Below are 21,406 nucleotides of genomic sequence, written 5' to 3' on the forward strand. Positions count from 1 at the left end.
TGCCGGGGACTGGACGTCCGGGGTTGGATCGATGCGTTTCGTCTCGCTTCGCTCGCTCGACGACCGGGAAGAAGCGTCCGGCTCGCTCGACGACCGAGAGGGTGCCTCCGACTCGCTCGACGACCGAGAGGACGCGGGCTTCGACCGCTCGACCCGGTCCATGGGTCGGTCCATCGGCGCATCATCGTGGATGGCCGGATGGTCGCGCATGTGCAGGACGGTGATCGGCGATGTCTGCACTCCGACGAAGTCGGTCGTGGCATCCTCGTCGCTCTCGTCGCCCTCGTCCTCCATGACGTCCTCGTCGGCATCGGTACGGGCGCGAAGAGCGATGTCGACCTCGTCGTCCTCGACGGTGTCGGCCTGACCCAGCTGCCAGGAACGATAGATGAGCGCGAGCAGGAATGCCGAGACGGCGAACGTGATCACGATGGCGGTGAGAGTGAGCGCCTGGGGCAGCGGGTCGCTCACACGTCCGTCGGCGCCGTGGAACGGCGCTTCGCCCGGTACGCCCATCACGATCAGCAGCAGCAGATTCGTCGCGTTGCCCAGCAGCAGGAATCCGATCAGCACCCGGGTGAGGCTGCGTTCCAACATCGCGTAGACACCGCAGGCGAAGAGCACCGCCATGATCACGATCAGGGTGAGCGAGACATCCATCAGATGTTCACCCCCCGCGCACGCATGTCCTGCGCCTGCCGGTCGACCTCGGCGCCAAGGCTGCGGAGTACGTCGAGCACCAGTCCGATCACGACGAGATAGACGCCGATGTCGAAGATCGTCGAGGTGACGAACTCCATATGGCCCAGCACCGGGATCTCCCACTCCCAGAACGAACTCGTGAGCGGCGACAGGCCGAAGAACAGCGGCACGACCGCGGCCCCGACGGCGAGAATGAGGCCGGCTCCGAGGAGGCGACCGGCGTCAGTGGGGGCAGCCGCACCCAACTCCCAGCGGCCACCCGCGATGTAGCGCATCACGAGCGCCATCCCGGCGACGAGCCCGCCGGCGAAGCCGCCGCCCGGCAGATTGTGGCCGGCGAAGAGCAGGAAGATCGACACCACGATGATGGTGTGGAAGAGGATGCGGACGATCACCTCGAGCAGGATCGACCGGTTCTCGGGCTTCATGTTCGGCCCGCCGACCAGCCACGCCCTGGGGCTGCTGCGGTTCTCCGACGTCTGGATGCGGATGCCTCTGGTCGTCTCGACCAGTGGCCGATGGCGTGCTCCTCGGCGACTGCTCTTGGGCAGCGTCTTGGTCGCCGCGAGCAGATCGGCCCGGTGCGTGACGAACACGAGAGAGGCAACACCGGTCGCCGCCAGCACGAGCACCGACAGCTCGCCCATGGTGTCCCAGCCGCGCAGGTCGACGAGCGCGACGTTGACCACGTTCTTGCCATGGCCGAGGTCGTAGGCGAGTTCGGGGAAGGCGAGCGAGATCGGGTCGGCGATGCGGGACTGGGTGGCGACGACCGCGACCAGCGCCATCGTCACTCCGACGCCGACGCCGAGGAGGGCGCGCGGGATGCGCCCGACGGACGCATTGTGCTCGCCCATCCGAGCGGGCAGCCGCCGCAGAACCAGGGCGAACGTCACCATGGTGACCGTCTCGACGAGGATCTGAGTGAGGGCGAGATCGGGGGCACCACTCGTCGCGAACAGCGCGACCATGCCGAGTCCGGTCACCGAGACGAGCACCACGCCGGTGTAGCGCTTCTGTGCGCGCACGGCGAAGACGCCGGCGACGGCCATGATCGGCGCGACGACCAGTTGCGCCGGAGTGTGCCACGCCGACAGCTGGAAGCGATCGACGTCGCTGGCGATGAGCGCTGTCGCCTCCGCCGCGACGAAGACCACGAAGATCGTTCCGACGTACACCGGCAGTGAACCGCGCTGCGTGAACGTGGTGCTGAGCACCGAGAGTCGATCCACCCCGCGCATGACGAGGTAGTAGGCGTCGGCGGCGGTGAAAGGCAGCACTCGAGCCTTGCGATCCCAGCCGCTGCGCCGCGTGAACACGAAGACGCCGATGCCGAGCAGGATGGAGAGGATCGAGATGCCCAGCGCCGGTTCGAACCCGTGCCAGAGCGCGAGATGACCCGGGTCGGATTCCCGGGAGAGCGGGGCTTCGGCGGTGATCGCGTAGCCACGGAGGGCGACGTCGAGCACGGGGGCGCCGATCCCCGCGGCGATCGTCGCTGCGGCCAGCACGATCGGGGCGGAGAGGAAGCCGACCGGCGGATCGGGCCAGGCTGTCTCCGGCACCCGGTCGCCGCGCTCGTCGCGCTTGGTCCAGAAAGCGCCCCACAGGAACCTGGCGCCATATGCCGCAGTGAGCATGGATCCGAGAACGACGCCGATGATGGCGACCAGGCCCCACGGTTCGCCGGCGACAGCGGCATCGAGCAGGGCGGTGAGCGTGGACTCCTTGGCCACGAAACCCACGGTCGGGGCGATTCCGACCATCGAGGCGATGGAGATGAATGCCGCCGTCGCCATGACCGGTGCCTGCCGCCCGACTCCGGAGAGTTCGTCGATGTCGCGCGTCGACAGCTGACGGTCGATGACTCCGACGATGAGGAACAACGCCGACTTGAACAACGCGTGCCCGATCACGAGTGCGAGGCCGGCGAGGGCCGTGGCCTTGCTGCCGTAGCCGACCACGATCGCCAGCAGACCGAGCTGACTGACGGTCCCGAAGGCGAGGATGCGTTTGAGGTCGGTCTCGCGGAGCGCCTGGATGCCGCCGAGCAGCATCGTCAGCACGCCGAGGGAGATGACGATCGGTCGCCAGGGACCGGTGAAGGCGAAGATCGGCGCGAATCGGGCGATGAGGTAGATGCCGGCCTTGACCATCGCGGCCGCGTGCAGATACGCGCTCACCGGGGTGGGCGCTGCCATGGCCCCCGGCAGCCAGAAGTGGAACGGGAACAGCGCCGACTTGCTGATCGCTCCGATGAGAAGCATCACGATCGCGGCATCCACCACCGGGCCGGTCGGCGCGAGCGCGAGGATCTCGGTGATGCTCGTCGTTCCGGCATCCACCACCAGCAGAACCACGCCGACGAACATGATGAGCCCGCCGAGCGTCGTCACCAGCAGCGCCTGTAGGGCGGCACGACGGCTGGCTGCACGTCGCCGATAGTGGCCGATGAGCAGGTAGGAGAGGATGCTCGTGACCTCCCAGAACATCACGAGCATGACCAGGTCGTCGGTGAGCACGAGACCGTACATCGCCCCGGCGAAGCCGAGGAGCACGCCGGCGAACTGACCGAGGCCGGTGGCGTCGTCGTGGAAGTACCAGCGGCAGTAGAGCAGTACGAGGGCGCCGACGCCGGTGACGATCAGGGTGAGCACCCAACCCAGAACGTCCATGTGCATCGAGAGCTCGAGTCCCAGCTGGGGGATCCACGGCACTGTCTCGAACGGCGTGGCCTGCGGATCGAGCACCTGCGGGGTGACCACGAGGGCCTGAACGAAGGCTGCGGCAGGCACGAGTGCGGCGATCGCGAACGCGCGGGCGCCGAGCCAGCGGACGAGAACGGGCATGAGCAGCGATCCGAGGAGGAACGCGGCGAGGAGCATCAGCATCGTGCGACTCCTCGGGGCTCGTCGGCCATACGGCACAGGCGGGCGGATCTGCTTCCAGTTTACGGGGCGCATGTTGCCTCTGGGTTTCGGAGCACTCACCGGAGCGTGCTACGGGCACGGCACAGTTGCAGGGCGGATGCACGGATGCAGGACCACACACGTCTGATTCACCCGGCATCCGTGGTGCGGTCATGCAGGTGGACTGAAACGAACCGGTTGCCGTCCCGTGCGAGAGTTGACGCATGCGCGGGGGATGGATGCGGGAAGCGGCCGGCTGGCTCGGCGCGGTCGCGGTCTCCCTGCTCGTGTCGGCGCAGGTGGCGGCATCCGCCCGTTCGGAGCTGCTGTTCCGCGACGGGGACTCGCTCGTGGTGGCGATGATCGCGCGCGCTCTCGTGGACGGGCAGCCTCTCGACTGGGCGATGTCGAGCGTGTTGTTCCTGCCGGAGACCGCCGTCTTCGCGGCGCTCTCGGTCGTGCTGCCCTTCGACGTGAACGGGGTGCTGGCGGCGAACGGCGTTCTCAACCTCGTCGCTCTCTACGGTGCGCTGCGGCTCGTCGCCGGCCGTCGGCGAGAGGGCGCAGCACCGGCGGCTTGGTCGTTGCTCGCGCTCCTCGTCTTCGGCGTCGTCGCCATGACGGAGGCGTCCGCGTCGCGGGATGCGCTCGAGCTCGCCTCGCTGCAGCTCACGACGACCTATTACTCTGCGACCGTGGTCGCGGTGGTGGCGACGGTCGGCATGCTGCGCCGCGCCCTCGACCGTGAGCGCCCGCACCCGTGGCTGCTGTTCGCGCTGTTCGCGACTGCTGTCGTCTCGACGATCTCGAATCCGCTCTACGCGGTCTGGGCGACGGTGCCGCTCACCCTGGTGCTCGCGATCTTCGCGCTCCGACGACCTGGTCGCGGTCTCATTCTGGTGCTCTCGGCGACATTGATCGTCGGAACGGCCGTGGGCTTCCTCGGCCGTATTCCATTCTCAGCATGGATCGCGAACACCGGTGCTTCGTACGCACAGCCCGCGGAGTGGATGCAGTCGCTGGGATACTACGCAGGCCTCGTCGGTGAGCGGCTGACCACACCCGGAGGGTGGCTCGCGGCCCTGGTGCTCCTGGCGCTGATCGCCCTGGCGGCGGGGCTGAGCGCCCGCTCCGTCGCGGAACCCTTCGGCGAGCGCGGTGCACATCTCGTCGCCTTGATCGCCTGGGTGACACCGGTTCTGGTGATCGTGGGCGCGATCGCGCTCGGCACGCACGCGGCCCGGTACCTGCAGCCGCTCGCCTTCGCGCCGGTACTGGCTCTGGTCGCGGCCCCGCGTGCCCTTCGCATCCCGTTCGCGCGCCCTCTGCTCATGCCGCAGGCCGTTCTCGGTTCCGCCGTCGTGCTCCTCCTGATCGGCGGGATGCTCGGGATCCCCCGACTCGCCTCGGCCGCCGCGCGTCCGGACGCGGATCTCGTCTGCGTGACGGACTGGGTGAACGAGGCGGATCGCCCCGGTGCCGGACAGTTCTGGACCGTGCGACTGCCGAAACTGCATCTGGAAGATCCCACGCAGCTCGTGCAGGTCGATCATCGGCTGAACGGGTACGCCTGGTTGGTGAATCGCACCGACTTCGCCGTCTCCGGGGTCTCGTTCCTCATCGAGGACTCGCGCACCGTGCAGTGGGAACTGCCGGTGGCCGCGATCCCCGGCGAGGTCGTGCAGTGCGGGCGCTATTCGATCCTCGACTTCGGTGAGACGAGCCTTCCTCTCGGAACTCCGCACAGCTAGGTTCCGCCCGATCAGGCAACACCTTCCTCGCGTCGGGACCGAGTGCGATTCCGAGCGCGAGGAAGGCAGGTATCAGCCGGCTGCGTCGAGTTGACGGCGCGCTTCGTCGAGCGTCTCGAGGATCGAGATCGTCTCATCGAGGGTGTGCACCGGCGATTCGGTTCGCCCCTCACCCACGAAGCGGGCCAGTGCCGACGCCTCCCACGACAACCCGGCCATCGATGTCACTCCGGTCGGGTCGTTCCACACGAGTGATCCGTGCTCATCGTTGCCCACGACGCGGAAACTCGTCGGCATGTAGAAGGATCCGTCCATCTCGATCCTCGCCTCGGTTCCTGCGATCACCGCGGTCGACGGAGTACGTACCAGCAGGGTGGTCGTGAGAGTCGACTGCACCATTCCTCCGTGTCCGAGGACGAGTGTCGAGTACGCGTCGACTCCGGTGTCCAGGAGTCCACCGATCGCTGTGACCGAGGTAGGTGCTCCCAACACCATCGAATCCAGCTGGACCGGGTAAATGCCCAGATCGAGGAGTGCTCCGCCGCCGAGATCGCGCCGATGAAGCCGATGCCGCGGGTAGTCGGGAATCGCCTGACCGTGATCGGCGGCCACCCCGCGGATCTCCCCGAGGACGCCGTCATCGAGGAGCGCGCGAACCACAGCGGCCTGCGGGAGGTACCGGCTCCACAGTGCCTCCATCAGCAGAACACCGGCGCTGCGTGCAGCTGCGACGAGAATTCGAGCCTCATCGGGGGTGGTCGCGATCGGCTTCTCGATCAGGGTGTGCTTGCCCGCGGCGATCGCCAGTTGTCCCAGGGCGAGATGCTCGCTCTGCGGGGCGGCGATGTACACGACGTCGACATCGGGATCATCGACGAGTTGCTCGTATGAATCGTAGGAGCGCGTAATCCCGTGCTTGCTGGCGAAAGCGCTGGCACGCTCGGCCGAACGGGATGCCACTGCGACGAATCGCTGGTCGGTGTGCGCATGGGCGGCAGACACGAACAGATCCGCAATCCACCCCGGAGCCAGAAGGCCCCAGCGCAGGCCCGGCGTGTCTACGCCCGGGCTGAACAGGCGGGGCTCGGGGAATGTCGTCGGAAACATCAGAGAGACTCCTTCATCAATGCCGTGACGGCGGGTGAATTCGATGGGGCGGGCGTCGGACGGCGGCCGACGCCCGTGACGCCACATCGACTATACCCAAAACCAGTGCAGGTGCATTGTTTTTATTTCGGATACGCTGTTCCCATGGCGGAGCAGTCCCAGCCCGCACGGCGCGGCCCCTACGCGAAGACCACTCCGCGCAAGGCGGAGATCGTCGCCGCCGCCACCGCGACATTCGCTGCCCACGGGTATCAGAGCGGATCTCTCCGACAGATCGCCAAGCAACTCGAGCTGAGTCTGGGCGCAGTGATGCACCACTTTCCGACCAAGGTGTCCCTCCTGGCCGCCGTCCTCGAGCAGGAGGACGCGTCCGACCCCGACGTGGCCAAGCGGTCGCGAGCAGACGGTTTTATCCCAACGATTCTCGAGATGGTCGCGCGCAACAAGCGCCGACAGGAGTTGGTCCGGATGTTCTCGATCGTCAGCTCGGAGGCCACCAATTCCGACCATGAGGCGCACGCGTGGCTGGTGCGCCGGTACACGCGCGTCACCGCGATGTACGCCGATCTCATCGACTACGACCGCGAGCTCGGACGCCTCGCGGACGGTCGCGATTCCGAGGTGCTCGCCGCTGTCGTGATCGGCGGATGGGAAGGCATTCAGGTTCGATGGCTGGCCGACGGCAGCGATCCCGTCGAGATGATGCGCGTGTTCCTGGTCGACCTGCTGCACCCCCTCTCCCCCTGACGGGACGAGGGAAACGCCGCGGCACGCGTCAACGAACGGCGGAAGGCGGCGCTGTGGTGGTGCCTGCGCGGAAGCGGCAGGTGAGATTCTGCGTGAGCGCAGGCTCGCCGCGCAGCATCCGTGCCACCTGCTCCCCCGCGGCCCGCCCCTTCTCGACGGCCGGCTGCACGCTCGTGGTGAGCGTGTGCGCCCCGAGCCCGTCGACGCTGATGCCGTCGAAACCGGCGACGCTGACATCGCCGGGCACGCTCAGCCCGAGTTCCTCGGCGGCGCGGATGACACCGGCGGCGAGCAGGTCGCTCTGTGCGATCACCGCGGTCGGGCGGCGCAGCGGATCGGCGAGAAGCATGCGGCCGACGAGAAGCCCCTCGTCGATGAAGCTCCCGGCTGCTGAGAAGGCCGGAGCGTTCGGGAACACCTCGCGCGTGCCGAGGAGTCGGTGGATCGTGACGTCGACGGTGGCAGTGGCCAGCCGTTCGGCCGTGACCTGTCCGCGCTCGCGGGCGCTGTCGAGGGGCAGGGTGACCAGGGCGACATTCTCGTGACCGAGCTCGCGCACGTGCCGGGCGACATCGGCGGCCGCGGTGGTGTTGTCCAGGGTGATGCGCGGGATGCCCTCACCGGCATCCCCCTCGATGACGACCACCGGCAACCCACGGCTGCGGACGACCTCCAGCGAATCCCGAGTGCGGCCGGAGCATCCGATCAGCACGACGGCGTCGACGGGGGCGCTCGACAGCGCCGAGCTGCCGCCCTCACCCGGCTCGTCGCGCATCAGCAGGATGCCCGCGCTGAGTTCGGCGAGGCCGTCGGTGAGGCCGTCCATCATCGCCGTGGTGACCGGATCGAGAAAGGCCGTGCGCAGGTGCCCCTCGAGGACGACGCCGACGATTCCGCTGCGCCCGCGCCGCAGTGAGGCCGCGCGGGGATCGGGGCCGGCATAGCCGAGTTCCGCGGCAGCGGCGAGCACGCGCTCCTTCGTGGATGGGGCGACCTTGGCCTTGCCGCTGAAGACGACCGATGCCGTCGAAGTCGCCACTCCCGCTTTACGCGCGACATCGGCGATCGTTGCGCGGCGCGGGCTGTCCAAGCTGCTCATACTCCGAGGATACCCCCGGTTTCGCTGAGGTCGAATCGATTCGATAGGCTTCCGGGATGGATACCGTTCTCACTCGTTCGCAGTTCGTGCGCTGGCGCGCCGCCATCTTCGCCATCTTCCTCGCCAGCGGACTGTCGATCGCGACGTGGGCGTCGCGGGTTCCCAGCATCAAGGCGGATCTCGGGCTCGACAACGCGCAGGTCGGCATGATCCTCCTCGGCATGGGCATCGCGTCGATCATCGGCATCTCGACGAGCCCCGCCGTGATGGCGCGCACCGGCGCGCGGCGCGGAATGCTCATGGCGATGCTCACCTTCGCCGCGGGCATCGCCCTCATCGGCCTGGGCGCGACGGTCTTCACCTCGGTCCCCGTCGTGCTCCTCGGCATGGCACTGTTCGGATTCGGCAACGGCTGCGTCGACGTGATGATGAACGTCGAGGCCACGGCGATCGAGCAGCAAATGGGCAAGACGATCCTGCCGGTGTTCCATGCCTTCTTCAGCTTCGGCACGGTTCTCGGCGCCGGGGCTGGCGCTCTCGCGGCCGGATCAGGCATCGATGTCGCAACCCACGCGTCGATCATGGCTGCGGCCATCGCCATCATCGCCGTCGTCTGCTTCTTCCAGGTCCCGGCGCGCGAAGCCGCTCTCGATCCCGAGGGTCACGAGAAGCCGGCGTGGCGCCAGCGGATGCACGTCGCCCTCGAGGCGTGGCGCGAGCCGCGCACCTACCTGCTCGGCATGGTCATGCTCGGCATGTCGTTCGCCGAGGGTGGGGCCAACGACTGGATCGCGCTCGGCGCCGAACAGGGCCACGGCTTCGACGAGGGCACCGGCGCGATCGCGCTGGCGGTGTTCTCGGTCGGCATGACGGTGCTGCGCCTGTTCGGCGGACCGCTCGTCGATCGCTTCGGCCGCGTCGCTGTGCTGCGCGTGCTCGCGGTGGCAGCGGCGTCCGGCATCCTGCTGTTCATCCTCGGCTCCTCCCTGCCGATCGTCCTCGTCGGCGCAGCGCTCTGGGGTGTCGGGGCCTCGCTCGGCTTCCCCCTCGGCATGTCGGCGGCAGCGGATGACCCGGCGAAGGCCGCCGCGCGGGTGAGCGCGGCCGCGACCATCGGCTATGTCGCCTTCCTCGGCGGCCCTCCGGTGCTCGGCGTGATCAGCGAGCACATCGGCCTGCTGAACACCCTGTTCATCCTGGTCGCGCTCGTCGTGGCCTCCGGATTGTTCTCCGGAGCCGCGCGCCCGCTCCGCGACGACGAGAAGACCTCAGCGAACTGATCGGCGGGACGCTCGTCAGCGATCGCGCTGACGAGCCAGGGCCGCCGCATGCGAGCGACTCCTGGCACCGAGCTTGGCGAGCACGTTCGACACGTGCGTCTTGACCGTCGGCACCGAGATCCCCAGGCGATGCGAGAGCTGGGCGTTCGACCAGCCTCGCAGGATCCCGTCGAGAACCTCCTCCTCCCTGGCCGTGAGGTCGGCACGGGTCACGCCTTCGCTCGTCGCGTCGACGTCGGTCGCGGAGGGCGAGTTCGATATGGCGGCGAGCGCACGCCGGGTCACGCGAGAGTCCAGCACGCCCTCACCTGCGGCCACGGTCCGCACCGCCTGAACGAGGGTCTGGGCATCCGCCGTCTTGAGCAGGAATCCCGCGGCGCCGGCCCGGATCGCGCCGAACACGAGCTCGTCCTCATCGAAGCTGGTGAGCACGAGCACCTCGCCGAGGCCGCGCTCGACGATCTCCCTGGTTGCAGAGACACCATCGCGCCCCGGCATCCGCAGGTCCATCAGCACGACGTCCGGGCGCAGCGCGGCGGCATTGCGCACGGCGACATCGCCGTCGGCCGCTTCGCCGACCACGGTCAGTCCGTGCGCTTCGAGCATGATGCGCAACGCCTCCCGGATGGCGCCGTGGTCGTCGGCGAGAAGCACGCGCGGCGATGCGGCGGATGTCATGCCCTCACCTCGATGGGGAGCACGGCGCGCACCGACCAGCCGCTGTCCGTGGGTCCGGCACTGAACGTTCCTCCGAGCGCCCGGACCCGCTCGGTGAGCAGGCTCAGACCCCAGCCGCTGCCCGAGTAGTCGTGCTGCGACACCGGCGCCCCTCCTCGCGATGCCACCTCGACCCGCATGGTTTCTCCGCCGTTCGCGACCACCCGCACCTCCACGTCTGCGCCCGACGCATGTCGCACGCAGTTCGCCAAGGCCTCCCGCACGACGCGGACGATCGCCTGTTCGGCCGCGGCCCCGACCGCTCCGTCGCCCTCACGCGCGAGCCGGATGCTCAAGCCGGCACGCCGAGACGCTTCGACGATTCCCTCGAGGTCGTCGAGCCGCAGCATGGGTCGCAGCTCGTCACCGCCCTGCCGGAGCACGGCGATCATCGAGCGGAGCTCGGCGTGGGCGGCGAGCCCGGCATCGCGGACCGCACGGAGAGCAGACCGATCGGCGGCTTCGTCCGGTGGAGTCGAGAGCGCCGCCTCCGAACGGATCGCCATCGCCATCACGTGCCCGGCGACGGCGTCGTGCAGCTCGCGAGCCATCTGCTCGCGTTCGCGTCGCACGGCTTCGGCGCGGTCGCGATCGGCGGCGAGCACCGCATCCTCCGCACGCTGTCGGTGCAGCTCGGTGAGTTCATTCGCCTGCGACACCGCGACCGCCCACCAATAGTCGGTTCCGAGCAACGCACCCATCTGCACCGCCAGCAGGAAGGCGATGGCCGGCGTCGCGACCGTGAAGAGAAGCGCGGCGGCGAAGGTCAGCACCACGGAGACGGCGAGCGCGATCAGCAGCATGCTCCGGGCGCGGGGAGTCGCGAGGAACACTGCCGTCCAGAGCACGTCGAGCAGCACGACCAGCGGGCCGAGCCCGCCGACCGTCATCACGTCGATGAGGAACAGGGCGGATGCGGCGAGCAGTGTGAGCATCGGCGCCCGCCGCTTCACCAGGATCAGCGCCGTGCCGGGAAGGGCCGTCGCCAGCGTCCACCACGAAGACACGTTTTCCGGCATCACCGAGAACACGTCCCACACGCCGTCGAATCCGAACGCCGCGGCAAGAACGCAGAACACCGCGATGCCGGTGGCGGTGAGGCCGTCGCCGTGCCGTCGGCACCACGCGCCCAGACGTGCAGCCGTGTGGTCGTCCATGTCTTCATGCAACCACGCGGATCCCACCGCTGCATCCGACGAAGGGATGAGAGCGGGATCGCGACCTTCGCCCGATCCGGTTCGGAGCGCTGCGCCACACAGTGGAGGAATGGAACTCTTCGCCGGGGCGCCGCTCGCCCTCTCCCTCGTCGTGCTCGCGCTGCTCGACGGACTGAGCGTGGGCACGCTGCTGATCCCCGTCTTCCTCCTGCTGAGCCCCGGGCGGGTCCGAGGAGGGCGGATCGTGCTCTACCTGGCGACGATCGCCGGGTTCTATCTCGTCATCGGCTTGCTGTTCCTCTGGGGACTCGTGAACGTCGTCGATGTCGCGAACGAGTTCCTCAGCTCCCCCACCGGTCTCATCTGCCGGCTCGTCGTCGGCGTCGGTCTGGTGATCGCCGCGTTCGCGGTGCCTTCGTCGAAGCCGAAGGAGCGGGTGGATGCTGCGCCCATGGCACAGCACGGACTCGTGGAGGCATCCGCCGAGTCCCCGACCTCCGCGCGTTCCGCGTCGGCAGCCACGGATACCCCTCCCCGCCCCGGTCGGATCGTTCGGTGGCGGGATCGGATGCTCGATCCGAAGACGTCGCGGGGAATGGTGATGGGCGTCGCGATCGCTGCGGGCGTCGTCGAGGTCGCGACGATGCTCCCCTACATCCTGGCGATGACGATGCTCGCCGACGCCGGCGTCGAGGTGAGCGTGCGGATCCTGGCTCTGGCCGGCTACTGCCTGCTGATGATCCTGCCCGCGCTCGTACTGCTCGTGCTGCGGATCGTCGCCGCTCCCCTCGTGGCCCGCCCGCTGCAGCGATTCGCCGCCTGGATGGAACGCACCGGCGCCGAGAACACGGCCTGGATCATCGGGATCATCGGCTTCCTCGTCGCGCGCACGGCGGCGAGCGAACTCGGCATCTTCGATGCACTGGCGAAGCTCGGCGGCTGAGACGGTTAGGCTCGACGGGTGCGTCTTGTCATCGCCCGCTGCTCCGTCGACTACACAGGTCGACTCAACGCCCATCTGCCGCTCGCCACGCGCCTGCTCGTGCACAAGGGCGACGGGAGTCTGCTCGTGCACTCCGACGGCGGCAGCTACAAGCCGCTGAACTGGATGAGCCCGCCCTGCTCCCTCTCGACCGAGGAACCAGGTGAGGAAGAGGCCATCGCCGGAGTGACCGAGGTGTGGCGCGTCACCCACAAGAAGACCGGCGACGCGCTGCGCGTGCAGATCTACGAGGTCATCCATGACTCCTCGCACGAACTGGGCATCGACCCCGGCCTGCAGAAGGACGGCGTCGAAGCCGACCTGCAGCGGCTCCTCGCCGAACAGGTCGACCTCATCAGCGAGGGCGCGACGCTGGTGCGCCGCGAGTTCCCGACGGCGATCGGTCCGGTCGATCTCATGGTGCGGGATGCCGACGGCATGGCGATCGCCGTTGAGGTGAAGCGCCGCGGCGACATCGACGGGGTCGAACAGCTCACGCGTTACCTCGAACTGCTCGGGCGTGACCCTCACCTCTCTCCCGTGCAGGGCGTGTTCGCCGCGCAGGAGATCAAGCCGCAGGCGCGCGTGCTCGCCGAGGACCGCGGCATCCGCTGCCTGGTCCTCGACTATGACGACATGAAGGGCATCGAGTCCGGAGTACCCCGGCTGTTCTGAGGCTCTGCCTCGCCGCCATAGGCTGGATCCATGCCTCACTCCCCCTATTCCTGCGTGCTGTGGGATGTCGACGGCACGATCGTCGACGCCTCCGTCGGCATCCTCCGTCGGCTGAATATCGCCCTCACCCACTTCGGCCACCCGGCACCGACGCGGGAGGATCTCGTGCACTGGATCGGTCCGCCGATGTTCCAGTCCTTCCAGGACCAGGTGGGAATGACGCCGGCCGAGGCGGCCGAGGGTGTCAAGTTCTACCGCACGCTCGGCAAGGCCGACGGCTACACGACTGACGTCGCCACCTACCCTGGCGTGACCGATCTCATCCACGACCTGCTCGCGGCGGGCGTGCCGCAGGCGACGGCGAGCTCGAAGCCCGAACTGCAGGTCGATGCGCTGGTCGACCACTTCGGGTTGCGGCCGGCGTTCCTGGCGACCGTCGGCTCGACACCCGACGAGGCGACGCTCGCGTCGAAGACCGATATCGTCGCCGAGGCGCTGCGCCGGCTTCGCGAGCGCGGGGCAGACACCTCGCGGCCCGTGTTGATCGGCGATCGGCACCACGACGCCGAGGGCGGCAATGCGAACGGCGTGCCGGTGATCTTCGTCGAGTGGGGGTTCAGCGATCTGCACGAGGGCGATGAGGCGGCGTTCCGCGCGGCCACCGTCGAGGAGCTTCGCGCGCTGCTGTTGACCTGATCCCGATCACCTGTTCGAGGCCGTGACACACCACTGATCCCCGAAAAGCACAGAACTCCCTGCCGGAAGACGCAAGCGTCTCCGGTCAGGGAGTTCTGTATTGCCCGCCCTTAGAGGGGGCGGATGTTCTCTGCCTGCAGGCCCTTGGGGCCCTGCGCGACATCGAACTCGACTCGCTGGTTCTCATCGAGAGACCGGTAGCCGGATGATTCGATGGCGGAGTAGTGCGCGAAAACGTCAGCGCCGCCGTCGTCGGGGGAGATGAAGCCGAAGCCCTTCTCCGAGTTGAACCACTTGACCGTGCCTTGGGTGCTCATGTACTGCCTGTTCTGCTGATGAAGAAGCCGACGCAGGTATGCCCCGACATCGCTAACGGTAGTGGAGCGAGGGCCGAGGGCAATAGCCGCTGCCAGAAGGTGATCCAAATGTTGCAAGAGCGGTGTGGCTCCGGCGCGGAGCCGCGTGGAGGATCGGGCGTTTCTCGCCCGGAAAATTGTGTGGCCCTCACCGCGGGGGGAGCGATGAGGGCCGAAGACGACCGGAGGGTGCGTCAGAATCAGCATATCGCACGTTCTGGAGATTTGTCCCCCATATGGGGGACAAAATCGAAAATTCGTGGGAGGATGAACTGGAGCGGCCCCCTCGAATAGTCCATTGGGGATTGAACTACTCGAGTGGGCCCGATCGCATGCACGGATCGTCGGCCATCTGGGGAAGGCCACCCGCCATCTGGGGAACGACGGAGACGATCGAGTCCCCTCGTGCATGCGCCTTCACCATAGGTGCGAAGGATGATCAGGTCCTCGGGGGTTGACAACGCGCAGCGATCGCCAACCCCCAGGGACATGGTCAGCACGACCGCAGGTTTCGGGGATGACGGACGCACAGCACGGGTGATTCACCCGGCGCCCGATGCCCCCGAGACCGCGGTGGTCACCGTCGCGACAGCGTCGTGAGCGTGGCGAGATGGTCGCTTTCGCCGGCGCGCATCGTCGTGGCCGACCCGACGTCGAAGCCGCGCTGGAACACGTGGTCGATCTTGACGAGCGGAAGCGCAGCCGGCCAGCTGAAGCCGGTGGTCCCGATGTTCGGTCGCACGAGATCCAGTTCGGCGCCCAGGAACCGGAGCGCGGGATCAGTGGTCGCCGCGTTGAAGTCTCCCAGAGCGATGACCTGGGGAGACGGATCGTCGCGCACGGTCGCGGCCAGTGCGGCGAGCATGTCATCCCGGGCCGTCTGCGCTCCCGGCCGCAGCGACGCGGCATGGATGAGGTACACGCTCGTGTCCCCGCCAGGGGTCTGCACCGTCACGTGAAGCGCGCGCTTCCATCCGAGCCCGAGGTCCAGCGGCTCCTCCGCCACCAGGGGGTTCATGCTCCAGATGCCGACAGTGCCGACGCCATAGGAGTAGGGATACTTCGCCGCGAAGACGCGATTCGCCGCTTCCCGGCTGGAGTCGTCCAGCTCGGTGAGCGTGATGAGATCCGGGTGGTGGGACAGGATGTCCGTCGCCGATCCCTCGCCGCCGCCGGACTGCGCGCGCACGTTCTGACTCGCGATCGTCAGGGGGGTCGCCGTCGGTGCCCCAGGGAGGGCCGGAAGAGCGGGCGCTATCGCGACGAGCCAGAGGATCACCGCTGCCGAAGCAGGAATGGCCGCGCGACGAAAGATGACGAAGACGGCGAGTGCGACGGCGATCGAGACCACGCCGAGCAGCGGCAGGATGACCGACACCGCCGTGCCGATCGGCCCGGGGATCCATCCGCAGGCGATGATGACGGCGATGACGACGTTGACCCCGACCAGCCTGCGCGCGGTGCGACGACGAGCGGCCTGGCCTGTTCGCCGCATCGTGGTCTTTTCGTCGTTTCGCATGCACCACCATCATGTCCGTATCCTCCTGTGACGTCTCTGGACGGGGCGACTCGCGGTGCCTCAGATCGGTAATCTGGGGAGATGCCGATGCTGAACAAGGACATGACGCTGTGCATCTCGCTGTCAGCTCGGCCGAGCAACAACGGGACGCGCTTCCATAACTTCCTCTACGAAGCGCTCGACCTCAACTGGATCTACAAGGCCTTCGCGCCCACCGACCTCGGTCAGGCCATCGCCGGTGTGCGGGGTCTCGGCATCCGGGGCTGCGCCGTCTCGATGCCGTACAAGGAAGACGTGATCGCCCTCGTCGACCGGATGGATCCCTCCGCGACGGCGATCGAGTCCGTGAACACGATCGTGAACGACGACGGCGTACTCACGGCCTACAACACCGACTACTCGGCGATCGCGCAGCTGATCGAACGAAACCGACTCGACTCCACAGCATCGGTGCTGCTTCGCGGTTCCGGCGGCATGGCGAAGGCGACCGCCGCCGCGTTCCGCGACGCGGGCTTCACGAACGTGACGATCATCGCGCGGAACGAGGGCGCTGGGCGCGCGCTGGCAGATCTGTACGGCTTCGGATGGATGCCGGATGCCGGCGACTCCACCGCCGACATCGTGGTGAACATCACCCCCATCGGCATGGCCGGCGGCCCGGACGAGCACGCCCTGTCGTTCACCGAAGAGGCGATCGCCGCCGCATCCGTGGTGTTCGACGTGGTCGCACTGCCGGCCGAGACCCCGCTGGTCATCGCGGGGCGCGCAGCGGGGAAGACGGTGATCAGCGGCGCCGAGGTCGCCACCCTGCAGGCGCTCGAGCAGTTCGTGCTGTACACCGGCATCCGCCCCAGTACCGAGCAGGTGCGCGCGGCCGAGGAGTTCATGCGGGCGTCCTCGGTCTGACCTCAGGTGATCGCCGCGATCACCGGGCATCGCGGGTGCGTGGGCCCGGTCTCGATCAGCAGGGCAAGAGCGTCTCGCACGCGCTGCAGGTCGACGATCTTCTGATCGAGTTCGACGAGCTTCTCGGCGACCTGGTCGCCGACGTCGCCGAAGGTGATGAGCTCAGGGCTATCGGAGAGGCGGAGCACATCACCCACCTCGCGCAGGGTGAACCCGAGGCGCTGGGCACGGCGGATGAACCGCACGCGCTGCACCGCGTCGGCCGTGTACGAGCGGTAGCCCGCGGCGGATCGTTCGTCGGGCTCGACGAGCCCCTGCCGCTCGTAGAAGCGGACGGTGCTCACCGCCACGCCGGCGGAGCCGGCGAGGCGTCCGATGCTCAGCGCCGGCGCAGGCGCAGCAATCCGCTCAGCTGCAGAACCAGCCACAGGACCTCCCCGATCAGGAACACGACGACGGTCGTGCTCTGCCCATTCAACAGCGCCCAGATCATCCACAGCGAGAATGCCGCCCTGCCGGCGGTGTCGATCGCGATGAACCGCGGCTCAGGGCGGAGCACTCGAGCCAGAGCCCACATCGTCACGGCCGTGCCGAACATGCTCACGAACATGAGCCCAGCGGCGTCGAAGGCCGGGAGCTGAGCGCCCGGGAGGTCGAACGCATCATGGATCCAGCGTGTGGCGTCGAAGAGGAGCGAGGCCGTGAAGGGTGTGGCGAATCCGACGGTCACGATGAGGTCGTAGATCGCTCCGGCGCGGCCCCAGCGCGGTCGGTCGAAGTCGGCGGTCAGGGGGCGTGTGATGGTGCTGGATTGGGTCATGTCGCCATCGTCGACCCTGAACCATGGTGCAGGGTCAAATCCGCGTCGTCGCCGGGCTCGACCTCGGGTAGATCGCAGTCCCCTCACGATCGTGAGCTCACAGCTCGATACCTGGGTACCCTAGGCCCATGACCGCGCCTCGCTCCGCTCGACCGTCCATCGCCCGGCGGATGTCCGGGGTGATCGCCCTGGCGACCGTGGTCGCTCTCTCGCTCGCCGCCTGCACCGGTGGCGATGACCCCGGCGTCACCGAGGGCGGCCAGGGCTTCCCCGACGACGGATGCACACACATCACCGTCGCGACCTCCTCGGAGAAGGTCAACATGCTCGACGAGCTGGCGAAGGCCTTCAAGGACTCGCCGGAGCACAAGGGCCTCGACACCTGCGCGACGGTGCGCCCGACCAACGTGTCGTCCGGCAACGCCACGCGCTTCCTGACCTCCGGCGAGGACTGGCCGAGCGACGACCAGACGCTGTGGCCCACGCTGTGGTCTCCGGCATCCACCGTCTGGACCGATCGCGTCGCCGCCGCGGCATCCCAGAACCTCGTGGGAGACCCGAAGTCGTTCACCCGCACCCCGATCGTCTTCGGGATGCCGGAGCCGATGGCCGAGGCGCTGGGCTGGCCCGGCAAGCCGATCAGCATCACCGACCTCTCCCGCCTGTGCCAGGATCCCGCCGGCTGGGGCGCGGTGGGCAAGGACATCTGGGGCGCCTTCAAGATCTCGAAGACCAACCCCAACACCTCCACCACCGGGCTCTCGACGATCTTGATGCAGTCCTATGAGGCATCGGGCAAGGCCGAGGGACTCACCGCTGCCGACGTCGATGCCTCCGCCGACTTCTCCCGCGTGTTCGAGGAGTGCGTGATCCACTACGGAGACACCACCGGCAACGTGCTCACGACGCTGTACGACGAGACGCAGAACGGCGCGAACGGGTCTGCGTACGTGTCGGCCGTCGCCCTGGAGGAGACGTCGCTGATCAACTACAACACCGGAAACCCCGACTCGCACACGGTGCAGCCGGGCGAGACGCTCACGCCGCCGAAGACGAAGCTGGTCGCGGTGTACCCGGCGGGCGGTTCGTTGTGGTCGGACAACCCGATCACGGTGCTCGGCGCGGACTGGGTGACGGCCGAGCAGCGCACGGCGGGCGAGGCCTTCGCCGCGTTCGTGCAGACCGCGGCGGCGCAGAAGGTGCTGCCGGAGTACGGCTTCCGCCCGCTCGACGAGTCGGTTCCGCTCGGTGACCTGTTCACCGCCGAGTACGGCATCGACCCCGCGCAGCCCGCAGTGACGCTGCCGAAGCCGGATGTCGACGTGATCTCGTCGGCGATCGATCAGTGGACCCAGGTGCGCAAGCCTTCGTCTGTGCTGGAACTGATCGACATCTCGGGGTCGATGGATGACCCGATCGGCGACGGCCGCTCCCGTCTGGATGGCGCGATCCAGGGTGCGCAGAAGACCCTCGACCACTTCCGCCCCACCGATGAGATCGGCGTGTGGGCGTTCACCACGGGCATCACCTCCGACGAGGGCGACGGCATCCAGGTGCTGCGCGACGTCTCGGCGCTCGGCTCCGACGGCGAGAAGCTCGACTCGTCCCTCGAGGACCTGCACTATGCGCAGCGCAACGGCACACCCCTCTACGATTCGGTGCTCCTGGCGTATGAGGACATGCGCGAGCGCGCGGAGCCGGGGCGCATCAACGCGATCGTGGTGCTCTCGGATGGTGAGGACACCGATTCCTCGATCTCACTCGATTCGCTGATCGCGAAGATCGGCAAGAGCACGAAGGAGGGCGGCGACGACGCTCCGGTGCGCATCTTCACGATCGTGTACGGCGAGGGCGCGGACCCCACCGCGCTGCAGCGGATCGCGGATGCCACGGGCGGACAGCTCTTCGATGCGTCGGATGCCGCGCGGATCGACCTCGTGTTCGCCTCCGTGATCAACAACTTCTGAGATGGCAATGTTCATCGCCACGCCTTCGTCGGGATGGGTCGACGACGCCATCGCCGGAATCCAGGCCGGTGACGTGTACGTCGATCCTGCCGTTTCGGGGGCTTCCGATCTGCAGTCCGCGCTGACGGAGGTGATCCCGGGCGACGGCTCGATAGCCGTCGTGGTGCTGCCAGCGGCTGCCGCGATCGAGAACCAGCAATACGACACCTACATCCTCGATCAGCTCACGAAGGCTGCAGATCAGCAGACGGTGATCCTGGCGATCGGTGACGATCTGATGGCAGATTCCGTCGCGATCGACGGGGTCGACGCGCTGCGGATCGCCAACGAGAATCAGACGTCGGCCGCAAGCACCCAGGCGGCGCTCGTCGAAACCGTGCAGGAGATCTCGGCCGAGACACCGACCTCACCCGGTGGCGGCGGAGGCGGAGGCGTCGACCTGTTGCTGCCGGTGGTGATCGGCGGAGTCGTGCTCGTCGCCGCCGCCGGCACCGCGATCGCGCTGATCGCTCGCCGCCGTCGCAAGCCCGCCGTCTCGACAGACCCGGTGCCGGCCGGCATCCGTCTTCGGATGAACCGCCTGCGCGAATTGCGCGCCGACTACGCGGCTCTTCCCGGCAACCCGGTCGCCACCGAGACCGCAGCGGGCATCGACGCCCTCGCCTCGCACGTCGAGCAGCTCTTCGCTCGACTCGACGCCAAGGCGGGCGAGGATCAGACCACCATCGCCGAGGCGGAGTACTCCGACAAACTCGCCAGGCTCGTCGCCGCGCTCGACCGCGACTACCTGCTCGACCTTTTGACGCGCCCTGACCTGTGGGATGACCCCGACGAGCGGGTCGGCGAGGTCCGCGAGGCCCTCTCCGCCGTCTCGACGCAGATCGTCGACAACATCAAGCAGGTGAACGCCCGCAAGGGACTGCTGTTCCAGGTCTCGCTCGACTCGTTGATCGGCCGGTCGGAGCTGCGCGACTGGGAGCGTCAGTTCAAGAAGAACTCGGGGGAATGACCGAGGTCAGACCGCCGGTGCCGCGGTCGAAGCGCGAACGATCAGTTGCGAACCCAGCGTCGCGATGTCGCCGATGACAGCGCCCGACATCGCCTGAAGGAGCAGATCGACCCCGAGTGCGCCGCTGCGCTCGATCGGCATCCGGACGGTCGTGAGCGCTGGGGTCACCGCGCCGGCGAGATCGATGTCGTCGATGCCGACGATGCTGACGTCGGCGGGGCAGCGTCGCCCGAGTTCCAGCATCCCGGCCTCGAGTCCGAGCGCGACGAGGTCGTTGTAGGCGACGACGGCCGTGGCGCCGCTCGCCACGGCCGGAGCAGCGGCAGCGCGCCCGCCCTGGATGGATGCGGCGTGGTGGCTCAGCTGCGTGAGACGGATGCCGTGACGCTCACAGGCCCGGGCAATCGTGTCTGCCCGCCGCACATCGGCCCACGAACCGCGGGGCCCTGCGGCGTACGCGATGTGGGTGTGCCCGAGGGCTGCGAGGTGTTCGATCGCCTGGCCGGGGCCGTGCTCGGTGTCCATCAGCACGCACGGCGCACCGTCGATCTGACGGTTGATCACCACATAGGGAGTGTCACCGACCAGTTCGAGGAGCTCGTCGTCCGGGAGGCGCGGGGAGCACAGCAGCATCCCGTCTAGCTTGCGTGCCTGCTCGATCTGCTCGCGCTCTCGGCGAAGATCTTCATCGGCGTCGAACAGCACGATGCGGTGACGGCCATGCCAGGCCTGCCCCTGAATCGCCTTGAGGAGAGTCGCATACACCGGGTTCGCGACGTCCGGCACGACGACTCCGAACGTGCGGGTGACGGTGGCGGATTGCGGCGTGGCGTAGCCGAGCTCCCCTGCGGCCTCGAGCACGCGCCCGAGAGTGTTCGGCGCGAGACGATCCGGTTCTCCGAAGGCCCGGGAAGCGGTCGCGATCGACACACCTGCACGCCGCGCCACGTCTGTCAGCGTCGCTGCCATGTGCACCTCCCACCCTCGCAGCAATCCTACGATCCTTC

Annotated in this window: 19 protein-coding genes and 1 pseudogene; 9 read left to right on the forward strand and 11 right to left on the reverse strand. The window is 68.0% G+C overall.

The genetic code is table 11. The features are described from left to right. Positions 1 to 162: 162 nt before the first annotated feature. Together MRBLWO13_RS04530 and MRBLWO13_RS04535 are read right to left on the reverse strand one after the other, a co-directional pair. A pseudogene (locus MRBLWO13_RS04530) lies at positions 163 to 660 on the reverse strand (Na(+)/H(+) antiporter subunit C); the annotation flags it as partial. Then, a complete protein-coding gene (locus tag MRBLWO13_RS04535; RefSeq protein ID WP_341976616.1) occupies positions 660 to 3,593 on the reverse strand; it encodes a Na+/H+ antiporter subunit A in 2,934 nt (977 codons plus the stop codon). The pseudogene MRBLWO13_RS04530 and the gene MRBLWO13_RS04535, both read right to left, overlap by 1 nt. Before the next feature lie 242 nt (positions 3,594 to 3,835). Between MRBLWO13_RS04535 and MRBLWO13_RS04540 the strand changes: the two genes are divergently transcribed. Beyond that, positions 3,836 to 5,362 (forward strand): hypothetical protein, encoded by a 1,527-nt coding sequence (locus tag MRBLWO13_RS04540; protein ID WP_341976617.1) that lies wholly within the window; start codon positions 3,836 to 3,838, stop codon positions 5,360 to 5,362. 72 nt (positions 5,363 to 5,434) lie between these two features. On the opposite strand, the gene MRBLWO13_RS04545 is transcribed toward MRBLWO13_RS04540, so the two are convergent. After that, positions 5,435 to 6,469 (reverse strand): Gfo/Idh/MocA family oxidoreductase, encoded by a 1,035-nt coding sequence (locus MRBLWO13_RS04545; protein ID WP_341976618.1) that lies wholly within the window; start codon positions 6,467 to 6,469, stop codon positions 5,435 to 5,437. A gap of 144 nt (positions 6,470 to 6,613) precedes the next feature. On the opposite strand from MRBLWO13_RS04545, the gene MRBLWO13_RS04550 reads away from it, so the two are divergent. Then, a complete protein-coding gene (locus MRBLWO13_RS04550) occupies positions 6,614 to 7,216 on the forward strand; it encodes a TetR/AcrR family transcriptional regulator (protein ID WP_341976619.1) in 603 nt (200 codons plus the stop codon). A gap of 28 nt (positions 7,217 to 7,244) precedes the next feature. Here the strand turns inward: MRBLWO13_RS04550 and MRBLWO13_RS04555 are convergent, their stop codons facing one another. Further along, positions 7,245 to 8,315 carry a LacI family DNA-binding transcriptional regulator gene (locus MRBLWO13_RS04555; RefSeq protein WP_341976620.1) on the reverse strand — a complete coding sequence of 357 codons (1,071 nt, stop codon included), beginning with the start codon at positions 8,313 to 8,315 and terminating at the stop codon, positions 7,245 to 7,247. A gap of 56 nt (positions 8,316 to 8,371) precedes the next feature. Between MRBLWO13_RS04555 and MRBLWO13_RS04560 the strand changes: the two genes are divergently transcribed. Continuing rightward, a complete protein-coding gene (locus tag MRBLWO13_RS04560; RefSeq protein WP_341976621.1) occupies positions 8,372 to 9,595 on the forward strand; it encodes an MFS transporter in 1,224 nt (407 codons plus the stop codon). Positions 9,596 to 9,610: 15 nt separating this feature from the next. Here the strand turns inward: MRBLWO13_RS04560 and MRBLWO13_RS04565 are convergent, their stop codons facing one another. Both MRBLWO13_RS04565 and MRBLWO13_RS04570 read right to left on the reverse strand, forming a co-directional pair. After that, entirely contained in the window at positions 9,611 to 10,273 is a 663-nt protein-coding gene (locus MRBLWO13_RS04565) for a response regulator transcription factor (RefSeq protein WP_341976622.1), read from the reverse strand. Then, a complete protein-coding gene (locus tag MRBLWO13_RS04570) occupies positions 10,270 to 11,469 on the reverse strand; it encodes a histidine kinase (RefSeq protein WP_341976623.1) in 1,200 nt (399 codons plus the stop codon). The genes MRBLWO13_RS04565 and MRBLWO13_RS04570 overlap by 4 nt, the downstream gene beginning before the upstream one ends. Positions 11,470 to 11,578: 109 nt before the next feature. On the opposite strand from MRBLWO13_RS04570, the gene MRBLWO13_RS04575 reads away from it, so the two are divergent. Genes MRBLWO13_RS04575 through MRBLWO13_RS04585 form a run of 3 tightly spaced genes read left to right on the forward strand, consistent with a single transcriptional unit; the run spans position 11,579 to position 13,822 of the window. Then, positions 11,579 to 12,412 carry a GAP family protein gene (locus MRBLWO13_RS04575; RefSeq protein WP_341976624.1) on the forward strand — a complete coding sequence of 278 codons (834 nt, stop codon included), beginning with the start codon at positions 11,579 to 11,581 and terminating at the stop codon, positions 12,410 to 12,412. Positions 12,413 to 12,430: 18 nt separating this feature from the next. Further along, a complete protein-coding gene (nucS, locus tag MRBLWO13_RS04580) occupies positions 12,431 to 13,126 on the forward strand; it encodes an endonuclease NucS (RefSeq protein WP_341976625.1) in 696 nt (231 codons plus the stop codon). Positions 13,127 to 13,156: 30 nt separating this feature from the next. Next, positions 13,157 to 13,822 (forward strand): HAD hydrolase-like protein, encoded by a 666-nt coding sequence (locus tag MRBLWO13_RS04585; protein ID WP_341976626.1) that lies wholly within the window; start codon positions 13,157 to 13,159, stop codon positions 13,820 to 13,822. Between the two features lie 110 nt (positions 13,823 to 13,932). Here the strand turns inward: MRBLWO13_RS04585 and MRBLWO13_RS04590 are convergent, their stop codons facing one another. Next, positions 13,933 to 14,139 (reverse strand): cold-shock protein, encoded by a 207-nt coding sequence (locus tag MRBLWO13_RS04590; protein ID WP_046014597.1) that lies wholly within the window; start codon positions 14,137 to 14,139, stop codon positions 13,933 to 13,935. Positions 14,140 to 14,755: 616 nt separating this feature from the next. Beyond that, the gene (locus MRBLWO13_RS04595; protein ID WP_341976627.1) at positions 14,756 to 15,697 is read right to left on the reverse strand and encodes an endonuclease/exonuclease/phosphatase family protein; all 942 of its coding nucleotides are present in this window, start codon (positions 15,695 to 15,697) and stop codon (positions 14,756 to 14,758) included. Between the two features lie 81 nt (positions 15,698 to 15,778). On the opposite strand from MRBLWO13_RS04595, the gene MRBLWO13_RS04600 reads away from it, so the two are divergent. After that, the gene (locus tag MRBLWO13_RS04600) at positions 15,779 to 16,603 is read left to right on the forward strand and encodes a shikimate 5-dehydrogenase (RefSeq protein WP_341976628.1); all 825 of its coding nucleotides are present in this window, start codon (positions 15,779 to 15,781) and stop codon (positions 16,601 to 16,603) included. Positions 16,604 to 16,605: 2 nt separating this feature from the next. On the opposite strand, the gene MRBLWO13_RS04605 is transcribed toward MRBLWO13_RS04600, so the two are convergent. Both MRBLWO13_RS04605 and MRBLWO13_RS04610 read right to left on the reverse strand, forming a co-directional pair. Further along, positions 16,606 to 17,031, reverse strand: a complete 426-nt coding sequence (locus tag MRBLWO13_RS04605) for a MerR family transcriptional regulator (RefSeq protein ID WP_341976629.1) — start codon at positions 17,029 to 17,031, stop codon at positions 16,606 to 16,608. Then, positions 16,983 to 17,423, reverse strand: coding sequence for a hypothetical protein (locus tag MRBLWO13_RS04610; RefSeq protein ID WP_341976630.1), 441 nt, complete (start codon positions 17,421 to 17,423; stop codon positions 16,983 to 16,985). Before MRBLWO13_RS04610 ends, MRBLWO13_RS04605 begins: the two co-directional genes overlap by 49 nt. 128 nt (positions 17,424 to 17,551) lie before the next feature. Here MRBLWO13_RS04610 and MRBLWO13_RS04615 point away from each other — a divergent pair, with 128 nt between their 5' ends. Continuing rightward, the gene (locus MRBLWO13_RS04615) at positions 17,552 to 19,390 is read left to right on the forward strand and encodes a substrate-binding and VWA domain-containing protein (RefSeq protein WP_341976631.1); all 1,839 of its coding nucleotides are present in this window, start codon (positions 17,552 to 17,554) and stop codon (positions 19,388 to 19,390) included. Position 19,391: 1 nt separating this feature from the next. Then, positions 19,392 to 20,399 (forward strand): hypothetical protein, encoded by a 1,008-nt coding sequence (locus MRBLWO13_RS04620; protein ID WP_341976632.1) that lies wholly within the window; start codon positions 19,392 to 19,394, stop codon positions 20,397 to 20,399. A gap of 6 nt (positions 20,400 to 20,405) precedes the next feature. Here the strand turns inward: MRBLWO13_RS04620 and MRBLWO13_RS04625 are convergent, their stop codons facing one another. Further along, on the reverse strand, positions 20,406 to 21,368 hold the full coding sequence (locus MRBLWO13_RS04625) for a LacI family DNA-binding transcriptional regulator (protein ID WP_341976633.1): 963 nt from the start codon (positions 21,366 to 21,368) through the stop codon (positions 20,406 to 20,408). Positions 21,369 to 21,406 lie beyond the last annotated feature (38 nt).

It is taken from the genome of Microbacterium sp. LWO13-1.2 (genome assembly GCF_038397725.1).
Lineage (GTDB): Bacteria > Actinomycetota > Actinomycetes > Actinomycetales > Microbacteriaceae > Microbacterium.